This window comes from Streptomyces sp. NPDC030021 (genome assembly GCF_055574035.1).
Genome location: NZ_JBVIAH010000016.1, coordinates 138,858 through 159,851 on the forward strand (window position 1 = coordinate 138,858; position 20,994 = coordinate 159,851).

23 protein-coding genes are annotated in these 20,994 nt (G+C 72.8%); 13 read left to right on the forward strand and 10 right to left on the reverse strand.

Annotated elements, in window-relative coordinates; translation table 11 throughout:
- Positions 1-15: 15 nt before the first annotated feature.
- Positions 16-603, reverse strand: a complete 588-nt coding sequence (locus ACZ4YL_RS28590) for a rhomboid-like protein (protein ID WP_468120504.1) — start codon at positions 601-603, stop codon at positions 16-18.
- Between the two features lie 201 nt (positions 604-804).
- On the opposite strand from ACZ4YL_RS28590, the gene ACZ4YL_RS28595 reads away from it, so the two are divergent.
- Both ACZ4YL_RS28595 and ACZ4YL_RS28600 read left to right on the forward strand, forming a co-directional pair.
- Complete coding sequence (locus ACZ4YL_RS28595) at positions 805-1,428, forward strand: hypothetical protein (RefSeq protein ID WP_468120506.1); 624 nt, start codon at positions 805-807, stop codon at positions 1,426-1,428.
- Between the two features lie 62 nt (positions 1,429-1,490).
- Positions 1,491-2,933, forward strand: a complete 1,443-nt coding sequence (locus ACZ4YL_RS28600; protein WP_468120508.1) for a PepSY-associated TM helix domain-containing protein — start codon at positions 1,491-1,493, stop codon at positions 2,931-2,933.
- A gap of 103 nt (positions 2,934-3,036) precedes the next feature.
- On the opposite strand, the gene ACZ4YL_RS28605 is transcribed toward ACZ4YL_RS28600, so the two are convergent.
- The 3 genes from ACZ4YL_RS28605 to glnII form a co-directional block, all read right to left on the reverse strand.
- Positions 3,037-3,633: a winged helix-turn-helix domain-containing protein gene (locus tag ACZ4YL_RS28605; RefSeq protein WP_468120510.1), complete on the reverse strand. Its 597-nt coding sequence runs from the start codon at positions 3,631-3,633 to the stop codon at positions 3,037-3,039.
- Positions 3,634-3,981: 348 nt separating this feature from the next.
- Positions 3,982-4,311, reverse strand: coding sequence for a hypothetical protein (locus ACZ4YL_RS28610; protein WP_468120512.1), 330 nt, complete (start codon positions 4,309-4,311; stop codon positions 3,982-3,984).
- Between the two features lie 127 nt (positions 4,312-4,438).
- Positions 4,439-5,458: a glutamine synthetase gene (gene glnII / locus ACZ4YL_RS28615; protein WP_468120514.1), complete on the reverse strand. Its 1,020-nt coding sequence runs from the start codon at positions 5,456-5,458 to the stop codon at positions 4,439-4,441.
- A 321-nt stretch (positions 5,459-5,779) separates the two neighbouring features.
- On the opposite strand from glnII, the gene ACZ4YL_RS28620 reads away from it, so the two are divergent.
- Positions 5,780-6,649 (forward strand): Gfo/Idh/MocA family protein, encoded by an 870-nt coding sequence (locus tag ACZ4YL_RS28620; protein WP_389113914.1) that lies wholly within the window; start codon positions 5,780-5,782, stop codon positions 6,647-6,649.
- On the opposite strand, the gene ACZ4YL_RS28625 is transcribed toward ACZ4YL_RS28620, so the two are convergent.
- The 3 genes from ACZ4YL_RS28625 to ACZ4YL_RS28635 all read right to left on the reverse strand — a co-directional run bounded on the left by ACZ4YL_RS28625 (position 6,642) and on the right by ACZ4YL_RS28635 (position 9,308).
- Positions 6,642-7,193: a hypothetical protein gene (locus ACZ4YL_RS28625; RefSeq protein ID WP_468120515.1), complete on the reverse strand. Its 552-nt coding sequence runs from the start codon at positions 7,191-7,193 to the stop codon at positions 6,642-6,644. The genes ACZ4YL_RS28620 and ACZ4YL_RS28625 overlap by 8 nt on opposite strands.
- Positions 7,194-7,398: 205 nt before the next feature.
- Complete coding sequence (gene pdxR / locus ACZ4YL_RS28630; RefSeq protein WP_468120516.1) at positions 7,399-8,820, reverse strand: MocR-like pyridoxine biosynthesis transcription factor PdxR; 1,422 nt, start codon at positions 8,818-8,820, stop codon at positions 7,399-7,401.
- Positions 8,817-9,308, reverse strand: a complete 492-nt coding sequence (locus tag ACZ4YL_RS28635; protein WP_468120518.1) for a MarR family winged helix-turn-helix transcriptional regulator — start codon at positions 9,306-9,308, stop codon at positions 8,817-8,819. The genes pdxR and ACZ4YL_RS28635 overlap by 4 nt, the downstream gene beginning before the upstream one ends.
- Before the next feature lie 156 nt (positions 9,309-9,464).
- Here ACZ4YL_RS28635 and ACZ4YL_RS28640 point away from each other — a divergent pair, with 156 nt between their 5' ends.
- Positions 9,465-10,322, forward strand: a complete 858-nt coding sequence (locus ACZ4YL_RS28640) for an alpha/beta fold hydrolase (protein ID WP_468120519.1) — start codon at positions 9,465-9,467, stop codon at positions 10,320-10,322.
- Here ACZ4YL_RS28640 and ACZ4YL_RS28645 read toward each other — a convergent pair.
- Positions 10,319-10,690, reverse strand: coding sequence for an ArsC/Spx/MgsR family protein (locus ACZ4YL_RS28645; RefSeq protein ID WP_468120521.1), 372 nt, complete (start codon positions 10,688-10,690; stop codon positions 10,319-10,321). The genes ACZ4YL_RS28640 and ACZ4YL_RS28645 overlap by 4 nt on opposite strands.
- A gap of 107 nt (positions 10,691-10,797) precedes the next feature.
- On the opposite strand from ACZ4YL_RS28645, the gene ACZ4YL_RS28650 reads away from it, so the two are divergent.
- Positions 10,798-11,049, forward strand: coding sequence for a hypothetical protein (locus tag ACZ4YL_RS28650; RefSeq protein ID WP_468120523.1), 252 nt, complete (start codon positions 10,798-10,800; stop codon positions 11,047-11,049).
- Positions 11,050-11,196: 147 nt separating this feature from the next.
- Here ACZ4YL_RS28650 and ACZ4YL_RS28655 read toward each other — a convergent pair whose 3' ends face one another.
- Complete coding sequence (locus tag ACZ4YL_RS28655) at positions 11,197-12,288, reverse strand: PP2C family protein-serine/threonine phosphatase (protein WP_468120524.1); 1,092 nt, start codon at positions 12,286-12,288, stop codon at positions 11,197-11,199.
- Positions 12,289-12,422: 134 nt separating this feature from the next.
- On the opposite strand from ACZ4YL_RS28655, the gene ACZ4YL_RS28660 reads away from it, so the two are divergent.
- The 3 genes from ACZ4YL_RS28660 to ACZ4YL_RS28670 all read left to right on the forward strand — a co-directional run bounded on the left by ACZ4YL_RS28660 (position 12,423) and on the right by ACZ4YL_RS28670 (position 15,668).
- Positions 12,423-13,136, forward strand: a complete 714-nt coding sequence (locus ACZ4YL_RS28660; protein WP_468120608.1) for a VIT1/CCC1 transporter family protein — start codon at positions 12,423-12,425, stop codon at positions 13,134-13,136.
- A gap of 216 nt (positions 13,137-13,352) precedes the next feature.
- Positions 13,353-14,240, forward strand: a complete 888-nt coding sequence (locus tag ACZ4YL_RS28665; protein WP_468120526.1) for a TIGR01777 family oxidoreductase — start codon at positions 13,353-13,355, stop codon at positions 14,238-14,240.
- A gap of 156 nt (positions 14,241-14,396) precedes the next feature.
- The gene (locus tag ACZ4YL_RS28670) at positions 14,397-15,668 is read left to right on the forward strand and encodes an NAD(P)/FAD-dependent oxidoreductase (RefSeq protein ID WP_468120528.1); all 1,272 of its coding nucleotides are present in this window, start codon (positions 14,397-14,399) and stop codon (positions 15,666-15,668) included.
- Between the two features lie 69 nt (positions 15,669-15,737).
- On the opposite strand, the gene ACZ4YL_RS28675 is transcribed toward ACZ4YL_RS28670, so the two are convergent.
- Positions 15,738-17,177 carry a regulator gene (locus ACZ4YL_RS28675; protein WP_468120530.1) on the reverse strand — a complete coding sequence of 480 codons (1,440 nt, stop codon included), beginning with the start codon at positions 17,175-17,177 and terminating at the stop codon, positions 15,738-15,740.
- A gap of 173 nt (positions 17,178-17,350) precedes the next feature.
- Between ACZ4YL_RS28675 and ACZ4YL_RS28680 the strand changes: the two genes are divergently transcribed.
- The 5 genes from ACZ4YL_RS28680 to ACZ4YL_RS28700 all read left to right on the forward strand — a co-directional run bounded on the left by ACZ4YL_RS28680 (position 17,351) and on the right by ACZ4YL_RS28700 (position 20,850).
- Positions 17,351-17,683, forward strand: a complete 333-nt coding sequence (locus tag ACZ4YL_RS28680; RefSeq protein WP_468120531.1) for a hypothetical protein — start codon at positions 17,351-17,353, stop codon at positions 17,681-17,683.
- A 76-nt stretch (positions 17,684-17,759) separates the two neighbouring features.
- Positions 17,760-18,560 carry a lipoyl(octanoyl) transferase LipB gene (lipB, locus tag ACZ4YL_RS28685; protein ID WP_468120533.1) on the forward strand — a complete coding sequence of 267 codons (801 nt, stop codon included), beginning with the start codon at positions 17,760-17,762 and terminating at the stop codon, positions 18,558-18,560.
- A gap of 189 nt (positions 18,561-18,749) precedes the next feature.
- Complete coding sequence (gene lipA / locus ACZ4YL_RS28690; RefSeq protein WP_327735116.1) at positions 18,750-19,697, forward strand: lipoyl synthase; 948 nt, start codon at positions 18,750-18,752, stop codon at positions 19,695-19,697.
- A gap of 246 nt (positions 19,698-19,943) precedes the next feature.
- Complete coding sequence (locus ACZ4YL_RS28695) at positions 19,944-20,141, forward strand: SCO2195 family GlnR-regulated protein (protein ID WP_030010916.1); 198 nt, start codon at positions 19,944-19,946, stop codon at positions 20,139-20,141.
- Between the two features lie 10 nt (positions 20,142-20,151).
- A complete protein-coding gene (locus ACZ4YL_RS28700; RefSeq protein ID WP_314253123.1) occupies positions 20,152-20,850 on the forward strand; it encodes a DUF4191 domain-containing protein in 699 nt (232 codons plus the stop codon).
- Positions 20,851-20,994: the final 144 nt, after the last annotated feature.

Consider the following 20,994-nt stretch of genomic DNA (forward strand, 5'->3'; position numbering starts at 1 on the left):
CCTGCTGGGTGTGGTTCATGTAATTTTCTGATGTTTCGCCCCGGAAAGGCAATCGATGGCCAGCGAGATCCCGATGCCCACCCCGAGCGCGGCCAGGTGCCCGGCGTCCGTGAAGGTCCGCCCGCGCCGGACCACCGGCGCCGCCGCGAGCGCCAGCAGGCCCACCCGCGCGGCCGTACGGACCGCCCCGCGCGGCAGGGTCGAGGTCAGCGAGCCGAGCACGGCGTTGAACCCGTAGCTCGTCCCCACGTCCACCGCGCGCCGGGTCCGGGGATCGGCCCTCCCGCGCAGGGCGCCGTAGACGAGGAGGGTCGCCGCGGCGTGCCCGAACAGGAACGCCGCGGCCGTCCACCAGGCGCCGTACGCGTACTCGGCGTACCCGAGGACCGCGACCAGCAGCAGCGCGTACGGCAGGGGCATGGGCTCCTCGACGACGAGAGCGCTGCTCAGCAGCGTCTCCCAGCGTCCGGCGGCGAGATTGTCGACATTCGTCGAGCAGTCCCGGAGCAGCCGCTCCCGCTCGGCCGCCCCGGTGCGCTCCAGGACGTAGGCCCCGAACTGCACCCCGCCGGCGTACACCGCTCCCCACGGAATTGGATTCATCTGCTCATGATCGGATAAGCCTCTGGCGGGCACCGAGGCGCCCCGTGCGAACATGTCCCGGCCATGTTCGAATCATTCGCGCCGATGCGCGCCACGCGAGCCGCAATATTCGCGGCGATGTGTGTCGTCCTGGGCGCGACAGGGCATTCGTTCATGTCCGGAACGAATATCCCCTTTTTCGGCCTTCTGGGTGCTTTCGGTGTGACCTGCGGGTTCGCATGGCTCGCCGCCGGGCGGCGGCGGGGCCCCGTGGGCATCACCGCCGCGGTGCTCTCCGTGCAGGGCGTGCTCCACCTGGTCTTCTCGGGGAGCGCGGCCGCGAAGCCGTTCGCCGCTCCCGCCCCGATGCACGGCCACCACCCCATGCCGGCCGCGGACGCGGGCTCGATGGCCGCCGAAGCCCCCGGCATGGCCGACGTGGCCGACATGGCCCACATGGCGGGCACCGCGGGGATGGCAGGCACCACGGGCATGGCCGACATGGCCGACATGGCCGGTCACGGTGGCGCCGCGATGATCGCCGCCCACGTGCTCGCCGGGCTGCTCTGCGCCGCCTGGCTCGCGCGCGGCGAGGCCGCCGTCTTCCGGCTGGCCCGCGTCCTGGCCACCGCCGCGCTGCACGCGGCCCGGCCGCTCGCCCGCGCGCTCGCCCTCGTCCGGGCACGGGTGGCCGCCGTACCGGCGCCGCCCGTCTTCCCCGCCCCGTACGAACGGCCGCGCCGGCTGCGCGGAGCCGTGCACGCCCACGCCGTGGTGCGCCGCGGGCCGCCCGGACGCGCTCCGCTCCCGCGTTCCACGGCCCCCGGCCGGCCTGCCCACGCCTGACCTGGCGCAGCGGCGAGACCTGGGGCCTGCTCCCCATGTCTTCGCCAACACCTAGGATCCCCATGTCTCTTGACGAGGCTCAAGACGTCCGCACCCCGGACGCCGAACCGGCCGGCACGGCCAAGAACCACGGCGGCAGCTGGGCCGCCGTACGGCCGCTGCTCCTGCGCATGCACTTCTACGCGGGGCTGCTCGTCGCCCCGCTGATCTTCCTCGCCGCCGCCACCGGGCTGCTCTACGCCGCCTCCTGGCAGGCCGAGAAGATCATCTACTCCGATGAGCTGACCGTCGCCCGCGTCGGCGAGAGCGCCCTGCCGCTCAGCGCCCAGATCGACGCGGCCAAGGGCGCCGCCCCCGAGGGCGAGGTCGTGTCCGTGTGGCCCGCCCCCGACACCGAGGCCACCACCCGGGTGATCATGGAGAGCCCGGGCCTCCCCGAGGGCGAGACCCTCACCGTCTTCGTCGACCCGTATACGGCCGAGGTGCGCGGGCAGCTCGCCACCGTCGGCGACGCGCTGCCGCTGCGGGCGTGGCTGAGCGAGTTCCACTCCAGCCTCCAGCTCGGCGAGTTCGGCCGGAACTACAGCGAGCTCGCCGCGAGCTGGATGTGGGTGGTCGCGCTCGGCGGACTCGCCCTGTGGCTCGGCCGCCGCCGCAAGCGCAGGTCGCAGCTGGTCCTCCCGGACCGCAAGGCCACCGGCCGCCGCCGCACCCTGTCCTGGCACGGAGCCGTCGGCCTGTGGGCCGTCGCCGGACTCGTCGTGCTCTCCGCCACCGGTCTGACCTGGTCGAAGTACGCCGGCGAGAACATCGGGCAGCTCCAGGACAGCCTCGGCGGGGCCACCCCCGCCGTCTCCGCGCAGCTCAGCACCGGGGCGGACGCCGGCTCCGACGAGCACGCCGGACACACCATGCCCGACGGCACGCAGATGGCCCCGCCGCCCGCGCCCACCACCGACGTCGGCATCGACAAGGCCGTGGACGCCGCCCGGGCCGCGGGCGTCACCGAGGCCCTCCGCGTGACCCTGCCCGCCAAGGGCAAGGGCTACGTCATCAAGGAGCAGGACAAGCTGGTGCCGGTGCACCTGGACTCGGTCGCCGTCGACCCCGCGGACGCCCGCGTCATGGACGAACTGCGCTTCGCCGACTACCCGGTCCTCGCCCAGATGACCCGCTTCGGCATCGACCTGCACATGGGTACGACCTTCGGACTCGCCAACCAGATCGCGCTGGCCGCGCTCGCCGTCGCCGTGATGTTCCTCGTCTTCTGGGGCTACCGCATGTGGTGGCTGCGCCGGCCGACGAAGGACCGCAAGCTGTCCGTCGGCCGTGCCCAGCCGCGCGGTGCCTGGCGCAAGCTCCCGGTGACCTTGCTGCTGCCGCTGGCCGCGGTGACCGCCGTGATCGGCTGGTTCGTCCCGCTGCTCGGGATCAGCCTGGTCGTCTTCCTCGCGGTCGACGTCCTGCTGGGCTTCGTCGCGGGCCGCCGGGCCAAGGCCGCGTAGCCGGCATCGCCGCACGGCCGCATCGCGCACGGCCGTCACGAACGAGGTGGGCCCGTACTCCCCAGGGGAGTACGGGCCCACCGTCGTCAGGTCAACCGGCAGCTCAGGGGGCGTACTTGTAACCGACCCGGCGCACCGTCTGGATCGCGGCGCGGTGGGAGGCGCCCAGCTTGCGGCGCAGACGGGCGATGTGGACGTCCACGGTCCGGCCGTCGCCGACGTGCCCGTAACCCCAGACCGTGGTGACCAGCTGGTCGCGGCTGTGCACCCGGTGCGGGTGCTGCACCAGGTGGGCCAGCAGCTCGAACTCCAGGTACGTCAGGTCGAGCACCCGGCCGTCGACCTCGGCGGTGCGCTGCGCCGAGTCGATGCGGACCAGGCCGTCACCCGGTCCGGCCGGAGCGGGGGCGGCGGGAGCCGGCTGTACGGCGGCGGCCACCGCCTGCGGGGCGAAGGCGATCGGAGGCTGCTGGTCGGCCGGTACGAGCACCAGGTAGCCGATCATCGGCGGCTGACCCGGCAGCGCCGGCAGGGCGTGCTGGGGCGCGGGCAGCCAGGTGGCCCCCGGCGGCAGGAGGTCCACGACCCGGGCCACTTCGTCTCGGTCAACGGAACGGAGCCGGTGGCGCGGACTGGGCGGATAGGTCGGGGGAGAGGTCGCAGCGGTGGCGGCGGAGGAGAGGGAGCGGGTGTTCGCCATGAGTGGTCAGCTCTTTCACGCGGAGTGGTCGGCAGGAGACGTGCGTACGTCGTCGATGTCGATACCGCGCAGACCGAAGGCCTCGGGGAAGGTCAGGTGGGTGATCCCGGAGGCTTTAGAGGGCCGGCGCGTTCTTCGCGCGGCAACACTCCCGGTCGTAATCGTGATCCTGACGGGACGGCCAGAAAGGCTCGAGGTCGCTGCGACCTGACGAGGTGTGCGAATGGCTGGCCATGGCCCCATTCAAGCAGATGTCATGTCTCCGAGGCAGGTCTCGTCTCACCCCGTGGATGGAAATCTCACATATCGAGCTCACCCCCCTGTCAATCCCGGACAAAAGGAAACTCCTCAGGTGAGACGCAGCCGCTGCCACCCCGGGCCGACGTCCCAGCCCTTCTCCTGACGGGCCCAGCGCGCCATCACCTCCACCACCTCGGCCGCCGCGGGCAGATGCGCCTGGAAGTGCCGCTCCGCGGACCCGTCCCGGTGCTCCAACTGGTAGTCCCCGCCCTCGTCGTGCCAGACCTGTATGTAGACGTCCGGGTCCTCAACGATCCGCTCGACGATGACGAAGTGGTCCCCGTCCGCGCCGATGCGCTCCACGAGTTCGGACAACACGCCGAGCGACGGGCGTTCGTAGGACTCGCCGCGCTCTGTCTCGATCTTGATCGCCAACATGGCCGTACCGTCCCACACGCCACTGACAACGCCCGCCGGCCCCATGGGGGCGCGGCGGGCGCTGTCAGTGGTCATCGGCCGGGTGCGGTCCCGGCGGTGCCGGGGGTCGTGCTGGTCCTGCCGGTCGTCAGACCAGGCCGTCCTTCTCCAGGCCCGCGCAGCAGGTGTCCGTGATGAGACGGGTCACCACGTACGGGTCCACGTTCGCGTTCGGACGGCGGTCCTCGATGTAGCCCTTGCCGTCCTTCTCCACCTGCCACGGGATGCGGACCGAGGCGCCGCGGTCCGAGACGCCATAGCTGAACTCGTTCCAGGGGGCGGTCTCGTGCAGACCCGTCAGACGCTCGTCGATGCCGGCGCCGTAGTTCTTCACGTGGTCGAGCGGCTTGCTGCCCTCGCCCAGCGCCTCGCACGCGGAGATGATCGCGCGGTAGTCCTCGCGCATCGCCTTCGTGGAGAAGTTGGTGTGCGCGCCCGCGCCGTTCCAGTCGCCCTTGACCGGCTTCGGGTTCAGCGTCGCGGAGACGTTGAAGTCCTCGGCGGTGCGGTAGAGCAGCCAGCGCGCGATCCACAGCTGGTCCGAGACCTCCAGCGGACCGACGGGACCGACCTGGAACTCCCACTGACCGGGCATGACCTCGGCGTTGATGCCGGAGATGCTCAGGCCCGCCGCGAGGCAGTGGTCCAGGTGCTTCTCGACGATCTCGCGGCCGAAGATCTCGTCCGAGCCGACACCGCAGTAGTAGCCGCCCTGCGCGGCCGGGAAGCCGCCCACCGGGAAGCCGAGCGGACGGATGCCGTCGAAGAAGGTGTACTCCTGCTCGATGCCGAAGATCGGCTCCTGGCCGGCGAACTTCTCGGCGACCGGACGCAGCAGCGCGCGGGTGTTCGACTCGTGCGGGGTCATGTCGATGTTCAGGACCTCGCACAGGACGAGGATGTTGCCGCCGCCGCGGATCGGGTCCGGGCAGGAGAAGACCGGGTTGAGCACGCGGTCGGACGCGTGGCCCTCCGCCTGGTTCGTGCTCGAACCGTCGAAGCCCCAGATCGGCAGCGCGTCGCCGTCCCCGATGATCTTCGTCTTGGAGCGAAGCTTCGCCGTCGGCTCGGTGCCGTCGATCCAGATGTACTCAGCCTTGTAGCTCACGGGCCCCATCCTCAGACTCTGCGGGTGCTGCTGGTCGCTGCTTCATCGCTGCGGTGATGACCGCAGCGTGCACGCCCGCGATTTCTCTTCCGTTGCCCGTGTGTGAACCCCGTGTTACCGAGGTTTACATCGCAGGTCGGGTGGGTTGTGCGGGTTGATGGCGGCGCGCCCGTCCGGGTGGGGCAGACTGGCCACGTGAGCATTTCGTCTGATTTGAACTCCGCCGAGGACCCCGTCGAGGGCTCCGTCGAGAGCGCCGCCGAACCTGTCGCCGAAGGTGCCGCCGATCAGGCCCCCGCAGGCCGCCGCCCCCGGGTCGGGCTGCTGGGCACCGGCCCCTGGGCGCACCGCACCCACGCCCCCGCCCTCGCCGCGCACGCCGGCTCCGACTTCGCCGGCGTGTGGGGCCGCCGGCCCGAGGCCGCGGCCGAGCTGGCGCACGAGTACGGCGTGAAGGTGTACGAAGACCCCGACGAGCTGTTCGCCGAGTGTGACGCCGTCGCCTTCGCCCTGCCGCCCGACGTACAGGCCGCCATGGCCGTCCGCGCCGCCGCCGCCGGATGTCACCTGCTCCTCGACAAGCCCGTCGCCACCACCGTGGAAGACGCACGTGCCGTCGCCGAAGCGGTCACGCGCCACCAGGTCGCCTCCGTCGTCTTCCTCACCCTGCGCTTCGCCGAACCCACCGCGGGCTGGGTCGAGGAACAGGCCGCACGCTCCGGATGGTTCACGGCCGCGGCCCACTGGCTCGGCGCCGTCTTCCCGCCCGACGGAACGCCCAGCGCCTACGCCGACTCGCCCTGGCGCAAGGCCAAGGGCGGGCTGTGGGACGTCGGCCCGCACGCCCTGTCCGTCCTGATCCCGGTCCTCGGCGAGGTCACCGCGATCAGCGCCACCCGAGGCCCCTCCGACGTGGTCCAACTGGCACTGCGGCACACCTCCGGCGCGGCCAGCACCGCCGTGCTCAGCCTGGGCGCGCCGCGCGCGGCCGCCGGGGTGGGCCTCGAACTGCGCGGCACCGAGGGCGTGCACGAACTGCCCGGCTGGAGCGACGTACCGGGCGCCTACGGACGCGCCCTGGACGCACTGCTCACCGCGGCCCGGACGGGGGTGCCGGACCCGCGCGGGGCGGAGTTCGGGGCCCGGCTGACGGAGATCCTGGCCGAGGCGGAGGCGCAGCTCCCTACTTGATCACCGCGTTCGCCACGATGATGGCCAGGCCGATGGTGGCGTCCGCCATGCCGATCGCCAGGGCGGAGCCGAGCCGGTAGCCCACGCGGAGCGCGACGAGCGCACCCCAGCCGAACAGCAGGGCGGTGTTCACCCCCAGCCCGACGGCGGTCACCGCGTAGGCGTCCCAGTCGAAGACCCCGGCGGCGACCAGCAGCAGGACGGTGGGCAGGGCGGCCACGATCAGCGGCCACTCGTTCCACAGCGCCAGGCCCAGCATCCGCCACCGGTGCCCGGCGGAGTCCTGCCGGTGGGAGGCCATGTGGTGCGAGTACCCGTGTGCGAGCCCGGCGGTCGCGGCCGTCACGAGCACCCAGCTGGCGTCGTAGTACGGGGTGAACTCCTCCCCTTTCTGGTGCAGCGCGGCCAACAGCGCACTGGCCAGAACGGTCCCGTACACCCCGCCGAACATCCAGTCGGCCCCCCGCCGCCCGGGGCGTGAGCCCGCCCCGCCGGGGAGGGCCGGCTGGGCCGGCTGGCCGTGTGGCTGCTGCGCCTCGTTCACAACGGGTCCTTTGATCCGGTACGTCCTCTTTAGTGCTCTCGTCACCCTAGGGGGCGGGAGGTGGGGGCGGGGTGAAGAGGGGCGGGGTAAAGAGGGACCGGCCCGAACCGGAGAGACGATGAGACTGACGGGAAACCCCCATACGCATCCCTGATTCCGCCCCGGCGGCTCCCGCCCCCCCCCGAAGCCCCCGCCCCGCCTCTCCTCAGCCCGACCCGCTCACCACCCCCACCAAGGTTGTGAGTGCCCGGGTGAACGCCGAGTCCGGGGGTGTCGCGTAGCCGACCACCAGGCCCTCTCGGGGTGGCGTCGGGTCGGCCGGGTGTTGGTAGGACGACAGGCCGTCCAGGGCCAGGCCTGCGGCGTGGGCCGCCGCGAGGGCGGGGGATTCCTGGCCCGGGGGGAGTTCCAGTACGGCGTGCAGGCCGGCCGAGATGCCCGTCAGCCGGACCTCCGGGGCGCGTGCCGCCAGTACGGCGACCAGCTGGTCGCGGCGGTCCCGGTAGCGCAGGCGCATCCGGCGCACGTGGCGGTCGTACGCCCCGCACTCGATGAAATCGGCCAGTGCCAGCTGGTCCAGCGTGCTCGCCCAGGACTCCCGCAGCCCCTTCTCGGCCAGCACCTGGTCGCGCAGCTCGTCGGGGAGGACCAGCCACCCCAGGCGCAGCGCGGGGGAGAGGCTCTTGCTCAGCGAGCCCGCGTACACCACGTGTTCGGGGGCCAGTCCCTGCAGCGCGCCGACCGGTTTGCGGTCGTAGCGGAACTCCCCGTCGTAGTCGTCCTCCACGATCACGCCATCGGTGCCGCGGGCCCATTCCACGGCGGCGGCCCGCCGTGCGGGCAGCAGGCGGCCGCCCGTCGGGAACTGGTGCGCCGGTGTGAGCAGCAACGTACGCGCCCGGGAGGGGAGTTCCTCCCCCGGCCTCCGGCCGGGAGGTGCCCCCAGCCGGGCGCCGTCCTCGTCGACCGGGACGGGGTGCGGGCGGACCCCGGCGGCCTGGAGGATGCCGTGGTGGAAGGGGAGCCCGTACGCCTCGACGGCCCAGTCGCGGGGCCGGACGGACGACAGGAGCCGCAGTCCGTTGGCGAAGCCGGAGCAGATCACGATGTTCTCGGGGCTGCAGCGCACGCCCCGCGCCCGGGACAGGTAGCCGGCCAGGGCCCGCCGCAGTTCGGGCCGGCCCTGCGGATCGCCCGGCCCGAAGGCCTCGGTGGGTGCCTCGGTCAGGGAGCGGCGGGCGCTGGCGGCCCAGGCGGCGCGCGGGAAGGAGGCGGGATCGGGCTTGCCCTGGAGCAGGTCGTGGCGGGGCCGGTCGGGCGCGGGCCCGGCCGGGACGGCCGGTGCGCCGGTGGTTGCCACCCCCTCGGCGACCTGGGTGCCGGAACCCTGCCGGGCCGTGAACCAGCCCTCGGCTACCAGCTCGGCGTACGCGTCGGCGACGGCGTTGCGGGCCAGTCCGAGGTCGGCGGCCAGCGTCCGGTACGGCGGCAGCCGGGTCCCGCCGGCGAGTCGGCCGCTGCGCACGGCGCTGCGCAGCGCCTGGGCGAGGGCGGTCCGCCGGGCGCCCTCGGCGGGGAGTTCCAGGTGCAGGTCGGTGCCGCCGGGTCCCTGGTCGGGGGTGGTCATGGGCGCGGCTCCGATGCGAAGACGGCGTGGGTGGCCGTCAGGAAGCGGCGTACGGTCTCCCGTTCGGCGGGGTCGAAGGAGTCGAGCACCTGGAGCACCCCGTCGATCAGTGGCCCGAAGAACTCCCGGCCCAGACGGATCGCCGCCGGCTCCACGTGCAGCAGGATCCGGCGCCGGTCGTGGTCGTCGCGGATGCGTGCCACGTGGCCGAGCCGTTCGAGCCGGTCGATCACGGCGGTGGTGCCGGCGGAGTTGAGGCCGAGCCGGGCGCCGAGCAGGCCCGCGGTGGCCGGTTCGTCCGCCCGGGCCGCGTCGAGCAGGCAGATCAGGGCGCGTACGTCGGTGGGGTGCATGCCGTTGCGGGCGGCGAAGTCGGCCTGGCGCAGGCCGAACTCGACGGTCACCGCGCGGAGCAGGTGCACCAGTCGGAGGTTGTCGGGTTCCTCGGTTTCCGGTTTCCGGTGGTCCGGGTTTCTGTCGTCGTCCATATCGCCCCCTGGCGGAATCTCTCGCTGAGCGAGATTATCGCCTGGCGAGATGTTGGATGCGCATTGGATGCATTGGATGCATTGGATGCATTGGATGCATTGGATGCATGGGATGAGGCATGGGATGAGGCATGGGATGAGGGATCGGAGCGGCGCATGCACCGGACGTCTTCCTTCCGCGCCGCCTACGACGCGGTGCTCGGCCGGTGGCCCGGACCCGTCGAGGCCGTCGACCTGACCACCCCGTACGGGGTCACCCGCGTCAACCGCTGCGGCCCGGCCGACGCGCCGCCGCTGGTGCTGCTGCCCGGCGGCGGGTCCACTTCCGCCGTGTGGGGCGCCTGCGTCGCCGCCGGGGCGGCCCGTGCCCACCGGGTGCACGCCGTGGACCTGGTGGGGGACCCGGGGCTCAGCGTTCCGGCGCCCGACCGGGCGATCCGGACCGCCGCGGACCTGGTCGGCTGGCTCGACGCGGTCCTCGACGCGGTCCTCGACGGGCTGGGCCCGCACGGGCCGGTGACCCTCGCCGGGTACTCGTACGGGGCCTGGATCGCCGCCCACTACGCCGTCCGGCACCCGGCCCGCCTCGGCCGCCTGGTGCTGCTCGACCCGACCCAGGTCTTCGCGGGACTGCGCCCGGGCTACGTGCTGCGCGCGCTGCCCATGCTGGTGCGGCCCACCCCCGAGCGGATCCGCTCCTTCCTCGCCTGGGAGACCCGCGGGGCCGCGCTCGATCCGGCCTGGCTGCGGCTGCAGGAGGAGAGCGCCGGCTTCCCCGCCGTCCGGCCGGTCACCGGCCCGCGCCCGGACCTGTCCGGGCTCGCGCAGCCCTCGGCTGCGGGCCCGCAGGTCGACATCCTCTTCGCCGGGCTCGCCCGCTGCCACGACTCCGGCCGTGCGGCCCGGGCAGCGCGCGAGGTGCTGCCCGGCGCGCGTGTCGGCGTACTGCCCGGGGTCCCGCACCACGCGCTGCCCCTGACGGCCGCCGCGGAGATCGCCCGGCGCCTTTTCTAACCCTTGCGGGACAGGGCCTCGCGGACGGCTTCCTCGGAGCGGCCGACCACGGCCGTGCCGTCCTCGGCGGTGATGATCGGGCGCTGGATGAGCTTCGGGTGAGCGGCCAGGTGGGCGATCCAGAGCCCGCGCGCCGTGTCGGTCTCCTCGCGCGGCAGGTCCCGTACGCCGGTCTCCCTGGCGAGCGGGTCGGAGGTGCGCGTGATGTCCCACGGCTCCAGCCCGAGCCGGCCGAGCACCTCGCGGATCTCGTCCTCGGAGGGCACGTCCTCCAGGTAGCGACGCACCGTGTAATCGGCGCCCTCCGCGTCCAGCAGGGTCAGGGCGCTGCGGCACTTGGAACAGGCGGGATTGATCCAGATCTCCATGGCCGCAACCCTACCCAGGGTCGGTCTGGCCAGGGGCTTTTGTCAGTGGTCCCCGGTAAAATCGAGGAAGAACGACAGGAAGCCAACTACCGTTTGGGAGGCTGTAGATGGCCACTGCCACCACCGTCCAGCACGTCAAGAAGAAGCCGCTGCCGGCGGGGCTGCCCCGCGAGTGGTACGAGAGCCACAACCGCCGTCTGAAGGCGATGCGGCTGGCGATATCCCTGCTCGACTCGGGGACGTACGACGCCCGCCGTGCCACCAACCGGAAGATCCGGACGATGGCCGTTCGGACGGGGATCCACCGGCCGTCGAATGTCACCTGCAAGCTGGTGCGCGCGTTCATCATGGAGTCGTAGGCGCCTCAGGCCTCAGGCCCCATGCCTCAGGCGTCGGTTTTCGGTGGTCAGCTGCCGGTCGTGGTCGTTACGGCTGTCACTCACCGCACGACAGGGGGTTCCGGCCGGCCGAGCGCGGTCGGCCGGGACCGCCCTGCAAGACACCCCCTAAGCCGCCGGTTCCCGTCCGTCCAGGGACAGCAGCAGCAGCGCCACGTCGTCGTTCGGGCCGCCTTTCGTGAAGGCCGCGAGGTCCCGCCACACCGCCCCGAGCAGGCCCTCCGGGTCCCGTGCCAGTACGGGTACCCGGGCGGCGAGCGGGTAGAAGGCCCCCGTCGTGTCGCGGGCCTCCGTCACGCCGTCGGTGTGCAGCAGCAGCTGGTCCCCGGGGCGCACCGCCAGCTCCGTCACCGGCGGCGGGGCCGGACCGGCGAGCCCCAGGCCCAGGGGCGGCCCCGGCTCGACGATCACCTCCTCCACCGCCGATCCGCGGACCCGCAGGGCCGACGGATGCCCGCACGACACGATCCGGACGACGTCCAGCCCGGGCGGGAATTCCAGGAGTACGGCCGTGGCGAACAGCTCCGGATGCTCGACCGACGCGGCCGCCGCGTCCGCCACCAGCCGCCGGTCCAGCCGGGCCACGACCGCCCCGAGCCCGGCGTCGTCGATCACGGCCTCGCGGAAGGCCCCGAGCAGCGCCCCCACCGTGGCGACCGCCGCCAGCCCGTGCCCCTGGACGTCCCCGACCAGCGCCCGTACCCCGTACGGCCCGGCCCGCACGTCGTACAGGTCGCCGCCGACCAGCGTGCCGCGCTGTGCCGCCCGGTACAGGCCCGAACAGCGCACCGGACCCACCCGTTCCGGCACCGGCGGGAGGACCGCGAGCTGGGCCGCCTCCGCCACCGTCCGTACGCTGACCAGCTGCGCGTCCCGGCGCTGGCGGACCCAGGCGATCACCACGCTGAGCACCCCGACGGCGGCCACCGTGGCCAGGTCCGTGCCCCGGGCGTTGGCGACACCGAGCGAGTGGACCCCCAGCAGCAGGAGGACGATGCCGGCGAAGACCGCGGTCCCGGCCGCCCCGTACGCGAAGGCGGCAACCGGGGGCAGACCGGCCAGGAAGAACCCGAGCTCCGCGCCCGGGGTGACAGCCTGGGCCAGGACCAGCACGACCAGGGCCACCGCGGGCGCGATCCGGGCCCAGCGCGGCGGCGGCTCGCCGCGCAGCCATCCCGGCTCCTGACGTCGGCGTCTCACCTCTCCACCCTGGTACGGGGGCCGGGCCCGCGCACCCCGGACCGGCCCGCCGGGTGGCCTCGTACGCCCCGGGCCGCGACAGTGGGGGCGTGACGGCAGGCGAAGGCGCGGAGAAACGGCCCGGCAAGGCGCACATCGAGGCGCACGGCGAGGGTGACGGCTCGCAGAGCGCGGAGATCAGCACGCGGCTCAACTGGCTGCGCGCGGGTGTGCTCGGCGCCAACGACGGGATCATCTCCACCGCGGGCCTGGTGGTCGGTATGGCGGGGGCCACGACCTCGCGCGCGGCGATCCTGGCGGCGGGCGTCGCAGGGCTGCTGGCGGGCTCGCTGTCGATGGCGGCGGGGGAGTACGTCTCCGTCAGCTCCCAGCGGGACTCCGAACGGGCGGCGCTCGACCTGGAACGCCGGGAACTGGCCGAGGAGCCGGAGGCGGAGCTCGACGAACTCACCGACCTGCTCGCCGAGCGGGGGCTCAGCCGGGACGTGGCGCGGGAGGCCGCCGAACAGCTGACGGAGCGGGACGCGCTGCGGGCCCATGCCCGGGTGGAGCTCGGGATCAACCCCGACGAGCTCGCCAACCCGTGGCACGCGGCCTTCGCCAGCCTCGTCGCCTTCACGGTGGGGGCGCTGCTGCCGCTGCTGGCGATCATCCTGCCGGGGCCGTCGCAGCGGGTGCCGGTGACGGTGGTGGCGGTGCTGGCGGCGCTGACGCTGTGCGGGGTGATCAGTGCGCGGCTGGGCGGGGCGCCGCTGCCGAGGGCGATCGCCCGCAATGTGGCCGGCGGCGCCCTGGCCATGGCCGTGACCTACGCGGTCGGCACCTGGCTCGGCACCACGACCGCCTGAACCGGGCTCCGCCCCGGACCCGCGCCTCAAACGCCGGCGGGGCTGAAGGATCGCCTCAATCGCCGGCGGGGCTGGAATTCCAGCCCCGCCGGCGTTTGAGGCGCGGGCGCGGAGCGCCGTGTGGTGACGCCCGCCAGGGCACGCGCGTCCGGCGAAGGACAACGACGCACCCCCGAATTCCGCCGAGCCCGCGCAGCGACCCGGCAGGATGGGGGCATGCGGATTGCTGTCACCGGGGCGACCGGGCTCATCGGAAGTGCACTCGTGCGGTCCCTGCGGGCGGACGGGCACGAGGTGGTGCGGTTCGTGCGGCGGGAGCCCGTTGGGGCGGACGAGGCGCGATGGGATCCGGCGCGCGGGTACGTGGACCCTGCCGGGCTGGCCGGCTGCGGGGCCGTCGTGCACCTGGCCGGGGCCGGGGTCGGGGACCACCGGTGGACCGCCGCGTACAAGAGGGAGATCCGCGACAGCCGGGTGCTCGGCACCGCCGCGCTCGCGCACGCGCTCGCCGCCCTCGACGAGCCGCCCGCCGTCCTGGTCAGCGGTTCGGCCGTCGGCTACTACGGGGACACCGGCGACCGGGCCGTCGACGAGACCTGCCCGGCCGGGCAGGGGTTCCTGCCCTCGGTCTGCGTGCAGTGGGAGGCGGCCGCCGCCCCCGCCCAGGAGGCCGGGATCCGGACCGCGTTCGCCCGTACCGGACTGGTCGTCGCCCGCGAGGGCGGGGCCTGGGGGCGGATGTTCCCGATCTTCCGCGCCGGGATCGGCGGCTGGCTCGGCAACGGCCGCCAGTACTGGTCGTACATCTCCCTCCGGGACGAGATCGCGGCCCTGCGGCACATCATCGACACCCCGGGCCTGTCCGGCCCGGTCAACCTGACCGCCCCGGAGCCGCTGACCAACCGCCAGGTCACCGAGGCCATGGCCCGGGTGCTGCGCCGGCCCGCGCTGCTGCCCGTACCGGCCGTGGCCCTGCGCGTCGTGCTGGGGGAGTTCTCCGAGGACGTGCTGGGCAGTCAGCGGGCCCGGCCCGCGCGGCTGCTGGAGTCCGGCTTCGTCTTCCGCGACCCCGGCATCGAGCAGGCGATCCGCGCCGCGCTCTGAGATCCGCGTGCGACCACCGTGCGACCGTTCGTGACCCACATGCGACCGCTGTGCGACCGGAGTTGACCGCAATACCCCGCCGAACTCAGGTTCCCCTTTAACCGGTTGGGGGAAGGAGGATCCCCACACAGCCGCGCCGACCTCGGGGAGGGGCACGTGCTCAGCAGCGCACACCATGCCGCACACCATGCGGACGTCGTCATCGTAGGAGCCGGAGTCTCAGGACTCGCGGCAGCGCAGCACCTGATCGCGGCCGGAGTCACGGTCACCGTCCTGGAAGCCGCGGACGACCCCGGCGGGCGGATGGCCACCGAGTCCGCCGACGGGTTCCGGCTGGACCGGATCGGCCAGTTGCTCAACACCTCGTACACGGAGCTCGAACGCACCCCCGGCCTGCGGGCCCTGACCCTGCGCCCCATTACACCGGGCGTCCTCGTCCACACCGACGGGAAACCGCTGCGGGTCGGGGTCCTCACCCCGGCCCGGGCCCTGGCCAGCGGCTCCCTCGACCAGGCCCGGATCAGCGCCGCCCTCGGCCGGCTCGCCACCCTGCCCGAGGAGAAGCTGCTCGCCCGTCCCGAACGCACCGCGCACGCCGCCCTGCGCTCCCGCGGGCTGCCCGCGCGCACCCTGAACGGAGCGCTCCGCCCCCTGCTCGCCACCCTGCTGCGCGACCCGGAGCTCACCACCTCCAGCCGGGTCGCCGACCTCGCCCTGCGCGCCTTCGCCCGCGGCCGCCTCGCCGTGCCCGAGGGCGGCGCGGCGGCCCTGCCCGACCTGCTCGCCGCCGCCCTGCCGCCCGGCACCGTGCGGACCGGGGTCCGGGTCCGGTCGGTGGCGACCAACCTGGTCACCACCGAGGAGCACGGCGACTTCCGCTGCCGTTCCGTCCTCCTGGCCACCGGGGCCCGCGCCGCCGCCGAGCTCCTGCCCGGCCTGCGCGTGCCCGCCTTCCACGAGGTCACCGTCCTGCACCACGCCACCACCGCACCCCTGTCCCGGGACGGCTCGCTGCTCCTGGACGGGGACCCCAAGTGGCCCGTCTCCCACACGGCCGTGATGAGCGCGGTCGACCCGACCCGGGCCCCGGCCGGCCGGAGCCTGGTCACCACCACCGTGCTCGGCCCGCCGCCACCCGCGCGCACGGTCGCCTCACGGCTGGCCCGGCTCTACGACACCTCCACCCGCGAGTGGGAACTGCTGGCCGTCCACCACACCCCGGAGGCGGTCCCGGCGATGCCCCCGCCGCACGACATGCGGCGTCCCGTACGGGTACTGGCCGGGCTGTACGTGTGCGGCGACCACCGCGACACCAACACCGTCCAGGGGGCCCTGCACTCGGCCCGCCGCGCCGCCGGCGCCGTCCTGCGCGACTTCGGAATCCCGCTCCCGGTCGCCCCGGAGCCCGCACTTCCGGTGGCGGCCTGAGAACCATCACCGACACAGGGGCCCGGTCCCGTCACAGGACCGGGCCCCTGCCGCATGTCCCGGGGCGCTTCAGGACAGGGCGGCCACCCGGTCCCGGTAGGTCCGCACGGCCGAGGCGTCCCGGTACGGCTCCAGCCGCCGCTCGAAGTCCCGTACGTACTCCACCGCCCGCACCGACCGCATCTCCATCGCCTGCTGCGCCGCCTCCGCGCCCAGGGCGCACGCCTGGTCCAGCTCGCCCAGCCCCAGCCGGGCCGTGGCCAGCACCACCCGACAGAAGAGCCGGGAGCGCGCGTACGCAGGTCCCCGCAACTGCAGGGACCGCTCCGCGTGCTGCGCCGAGGCCCGGTACTGCTGGAGGTCCCGGTGGCAGTGCCCGAACTCGTCCGCCAGCTGCGCCTCGTCGTAGAACCGGGCCCAGTGCGGAACGTCGTCCCCCGGCCGGGCCGCGCCCAGCGCGCGCTCGGCCCGCACCAGGGAGGCGGTCGACGCCCGGACCTCGCCGAGCACCGCGTGTCCGCGCGCCTCCGCCGAGTGGAGCAGCGCCTGCACCACGGGCGGCGGGCCGGACCCGACGCCCTGCTGGGCCACCCGGGCCAGCTGCACGGCCTCGCGGCCGTGGCCGAGGTAGACCGCCTGCCGGCTCATGGTGACCAGTACGTACGAGCCGTAGGGACGGTCCCCGGCCGCCTGCGCGAGCCGTAGCGCCTGTACGAAGTACCGCTGGGCGAGCCCGTGCGCGGCGATGTCGTAGGAGGTCCAGCCCGCGAGCCGGGTCAGATCGGCGGCGGCCGAGAACAGCCGCCGCCCGGTGGTCTCCCCGTAGGTCCCGCGGAGCATCGGTTCGGCCTCGTGCTCCAGGTAGCGCACCAGGGCCTGGCGGGCGTGCCCGCCGCCGTAGGCCTGGTCCAGGGTCCGGAACAGCTCGCTCACCGATCTCAGCGCCGCGATGTCCCCGCTGGTGACGCGCTGCCCGGGGCCGCGGTCGATCTGCCGCTGCCGGGGGACCGAGGCCCGCCCCTGCAGGGGGACGCGGGCCGCAGCGGGTTCCGCGTCCCGGCCGACCCGCTCGTCGGCCCGCCCGATCAGCCAGTCCCGGCTGGGCACGACCAGCCCGGCCGGGGTGAAGGCGATCTTCCGGAGCTCGGCGTGCGAACCGGAGTCCTTGCGCCACAGCCCGCTCGCGATGTCCACGGCCTCCTCCGGGGTGGCCGCGAACTCCAGCCCCGCGTACACGGGCGCGCAGGCGTCCAGACCCAGGTCCTGGGCGGAGAGCCGGCGTCCGAGGCGGCGGGTGAAGACCTCGGCGATCAGCGCGGGGGTGGTCCCGCGGGGCTGCTGCCCGCGCAGCCACCGGGTCACGGAGGTCTTGTCGTACCGCAGGTCGAGACCGTGCTCCAGGCCGAGCTGGTCGACGCGGCGGGCGAGACCGGCGTTGGAGAACCCGGCTTCCGCGATCAGCGCCGCGAGCTGCCGGTTGGGGACGCGCTGGGCAGGTCGTTCCGTCATCGGCTCCACGGTTTCCTGACGTGACGGACCGGAGTCCCGGCCCTGTGAACGGCGTGAATGTAGCGGCGAACTTCGCCGATGCCGCCCTCTCTGCCCCACATTCATCCGATCGTGTGCAGAATGCGTAGGGCCCTTTACGGACCGGACCCCTCCGCCCGCGTACGCTGCGGCCCATGACCCCTCGGCCCCACAGGGCGCACCTCCCCGAGGAGCGAACCGAATCCACAGTCCCGCTGTCCCCGCCCGAACTGACCGAGGCGGAGTGCCGGCGCTGCGGCACCTACATCGCGGGGCTCGACGGCCGGTACGCGTGCGGGGTGTGCGGCTGGGTCAACGACCACTCGGAGGGCCACCGGCGGCTGCCGCGCGCGGACGAGGACCCGGACAGGCCGCTCAAAGGGCGGCGTCGGCCGAAGCAGCTGCCGGGGCCCCCGCCGGAGCCCAGTCCCGAGCCCACCCCCGAGCCCGTGCCGGAGCCCACCGCCGAGCCCGTGCCGGGGCCCTGAAGGGGCTCGCACGGGTCGCCGTACTCTTGCTCAGTGAGGTACGTGCACACAGCAGGTTCAATGAGGAGGCGCTGCGGTGGCTGAGCTTGGGTTTGTCCATCTGGGCTTCGGACCGGAATCCGTCGAGTACACCCAGGCCTGGGAAGAACAGCGCAGGGTGCACGCGGCCCGCTTCGCGGACGAGATCGAGGACACCTGCCTGCTGCTGGAGCACCTGCCGGTCTACACGGCGGGCCGGCGCACCGACCCCAGTGAGCGCCCGCTCGACGGCACCCCCGTCGTCGACGTGGACCGCGGCGGCAAGATCACCTGGCACGGCCCGGGCCAGCTGGTCGGCTACCCGATCATGAAGCTGCCCCGCCCCGTGGACGTCGTCGCCCACGTCCGCCGCCTCGAAGAGGCCCTGATCCGCACCGCCGCCGAGTTCGGCCTGGAGACGACCCGGGTCGAGGGCCGCTCCGGCGTCTGGGTCCTGGGCGACCCCGTCGAGGAGCGCCCCATGATCGGCGGCCTCTCGCTGGAGCTCGACCCCCGGCTGGCCGACGAGGAGTTCGACCCGCGGCTGAACGGCCCCGAGTACGCCCCCTCCAACGCCGGCCAGCGCCGCGAGGACCGCAAGCTCGCCGCCATCGGCATCCGGGTCGCCAAGGGCGTCACGATGCACGGCTTCGCGATCAACGTGAACCCGGACAGCACCTGGTTCGACCGGATCATCCCCTGCGGGATCCGGGACGCCGGTGTGACCTCGCTCTCGTACGAACTGGGCCGGGAGATCACCATCGCCGAGGTGCTTCCGGTGGCCGAACGGCACCTGAAGGACGTACTGGAGCACGCGGAGCTGAAGCCCCGCGAGATAGAGCCGGCCGTGGGCTCCTAGGGGGTGTCTTGCCGGTCAGGCCGGATCAGGGCGCGGTGCCAGACCCCGCGAGCCCGGCCTGACCGGCAAGACACCCCCTAGCCTTCGGGAATGAGACCGGCCGCCCGCAGGTTGGCCGACGTAAGAGCGTATGAAATTACGGGCGTACCCTGGTGGGCGCCGAACAATCGAAGTCACAGGGAGCCGGTCGTGTCCGCAGTCGCACCCGACGGACGCAAGATGCTGCGCCTGGAGGTCCGTAACGCCCAGACCCCCATCGAGCGCAAGCCCGAGTGGATCAAGACCCGGGCGAAGATGGGTCCCGAGTACACCAAGATGCAGGCCCTGGTGAAGGGCGAAGGACTGCACACGGTGTGCCAGGAAGCGGGTTGTCCGAACATCTACGAATGCTGGGAGGACCGCGAGGCCACCTTCCTCATCGGTGGTGACCAGTGCACCCGGCGCTGTGACTTCTGCCAGATCGACACGGGCAAGCCCGAGGCGCTGGACCGTGACGAGCCGCGGCGCGTCGGCGAGTCCGTGGTCACGATGGACCTGAACTACGCCACCATCACGGGCGTCGCGCGCGACGACCTGGCCGACGGCGGCGCCTGGCTGTACGCGGAGACCGTGCGCCAGATCCACCAGCAGACCGCGGGCCGCGAGTCCGGCCACACCAAGGTCGAGCTGCTGGCCCCCGACTTCAACGCGGTCCCGGAGCTGCTGGAGGAGGTCTTCGCCTCCCGCCCCGAGGTCTTCGCGCACAACGTCGAGACGGTGCCGCGCATCTTCAAGCGGATCCGGCCCGGCTTCCGCTACGAGCGCTCGCTCGACGTGATCACCAAGGCCCGTGCCTACGGCCTGGTGACCAAGTCGAACCTGATCCTCGGCATGGGCGAGGAGCGCGAGGAGGTCTCGCAGGCCCTGAAGGACCTGCACGAGGCCGGCTGCGAGCTCATCACCATCACCCAGTACCTGCGGCCCTCGCCGCGGCACCACCCCGTCGAGCGCTGGGTGAAGCCGGCCGAGTTCGTGGAGCTGGCGAAGGAGGCCGAGGAGATCGGCTACTCCGGCGTGATGTCCGGCCCGCTGGTCCGGTCCTCCTACCGTGCGGGCCGCCTCTACCAGCAGGCGATGGAGAAGCGCGCGACCGTCTGAGTCGTCCGTGCCGCGAGCGTGTGAAGTCGCGCACAAAGCGTTACTGGTGGGTAACACCGCATCGACGCGGCCCCTAGGCTCTTTCCTGAGGAAGAGTCCGGCGGGTCGCGTCAGTGTTTGCAACGTGTCCATCACATTTGACCGACCGGTCACGCCCTGGTAACACCAGTCAGTGACGCTTGGTCCACGCACCGCACACACCGCTCGCATCACGCAGAGGCGAGCATCGTGAAAGGGATCGACATCATGCAGGCCGCGCCCGTACGCGCCATTGCCATCCCGACCCTCTCCGACGCCTTCCGGGGCATTGAGTCCCTGCTGATGAGCGGGGCCCGTCGCAACGCCTGGACGGCGGTCCTGGAGGACCGCAAGCGGGCCAAGGACCGGGTCGAAACCGAACATGTACTTGAGGCCGCGGCTACCCGAACCCCGCAGGCCACGTAAACTTCGCTTTATGGCGAGGAAGTCAAACGCAGAGACTGCTGCGAACCCCGGGCGACTGAAGCAGATCGCCCTGACGTACAAGATGACGCGCAAGGCGGACCCGAAGGTCGGTCTGATCGTCGCAGGCGTGGGCATCGTCACCTTCGGTGTCTTTCTCGCGATCGGCTTCCTGGTCGGGCATGAGCTCTACCTGGGCATCCTGGGATTCCTGGTGGCGTTCCTCGCGATGGCGATCGTCTTCGGACGGCGAGCCGAGCGGGCTGCCTTCGGGCAGATGGAAGGGCAGCCGGGAGCGGCCGCGGCCGTGCTGGACAACGTGGGACGGGGCTGGACGACCACCCCTGCCATCGCGATGACCCGGCAGCAGGACATCGTCCACCGTGCCGTCGGCAAGGCCGGCGTCGTGCTGATCGCCGAGGGCAACCCGAACCGGGTGAAGCCGCTGCTCGCGAACGAGAAGAAGAAGCTGGCCCGGATCATGCCGGACGTGCCGGTGCACGACTTCATCGTGGGTACGGGCGAGGGCGAGGTGCCGCTCAAGAAGGTGCGCACCACCCTGCTCAAGCTGCCGCGCGTGCTGGCCGGCCCGCAGATCACCGAGGTCAACGACAAGCTGCGCGCCATGGGTGATCTCATGAGCAACATGCCGCTGCCGAAGGGCCCCATGCCGAAGGGCATGAAGATGCCGCGCGGCGGAAAGATGCGCTGACCAGGTCATCTGATTTTCGTATACGACACAGGGGTGGGCACCCCACCCCCCCAACCCGGGGGGAACCCCTTTTTTTTTTGCCTTTTTTTCCCTGTCCCGTTCCCGGCGCGGGACCCGAAGGAACGGGAAAAGCCATCCTGTGGG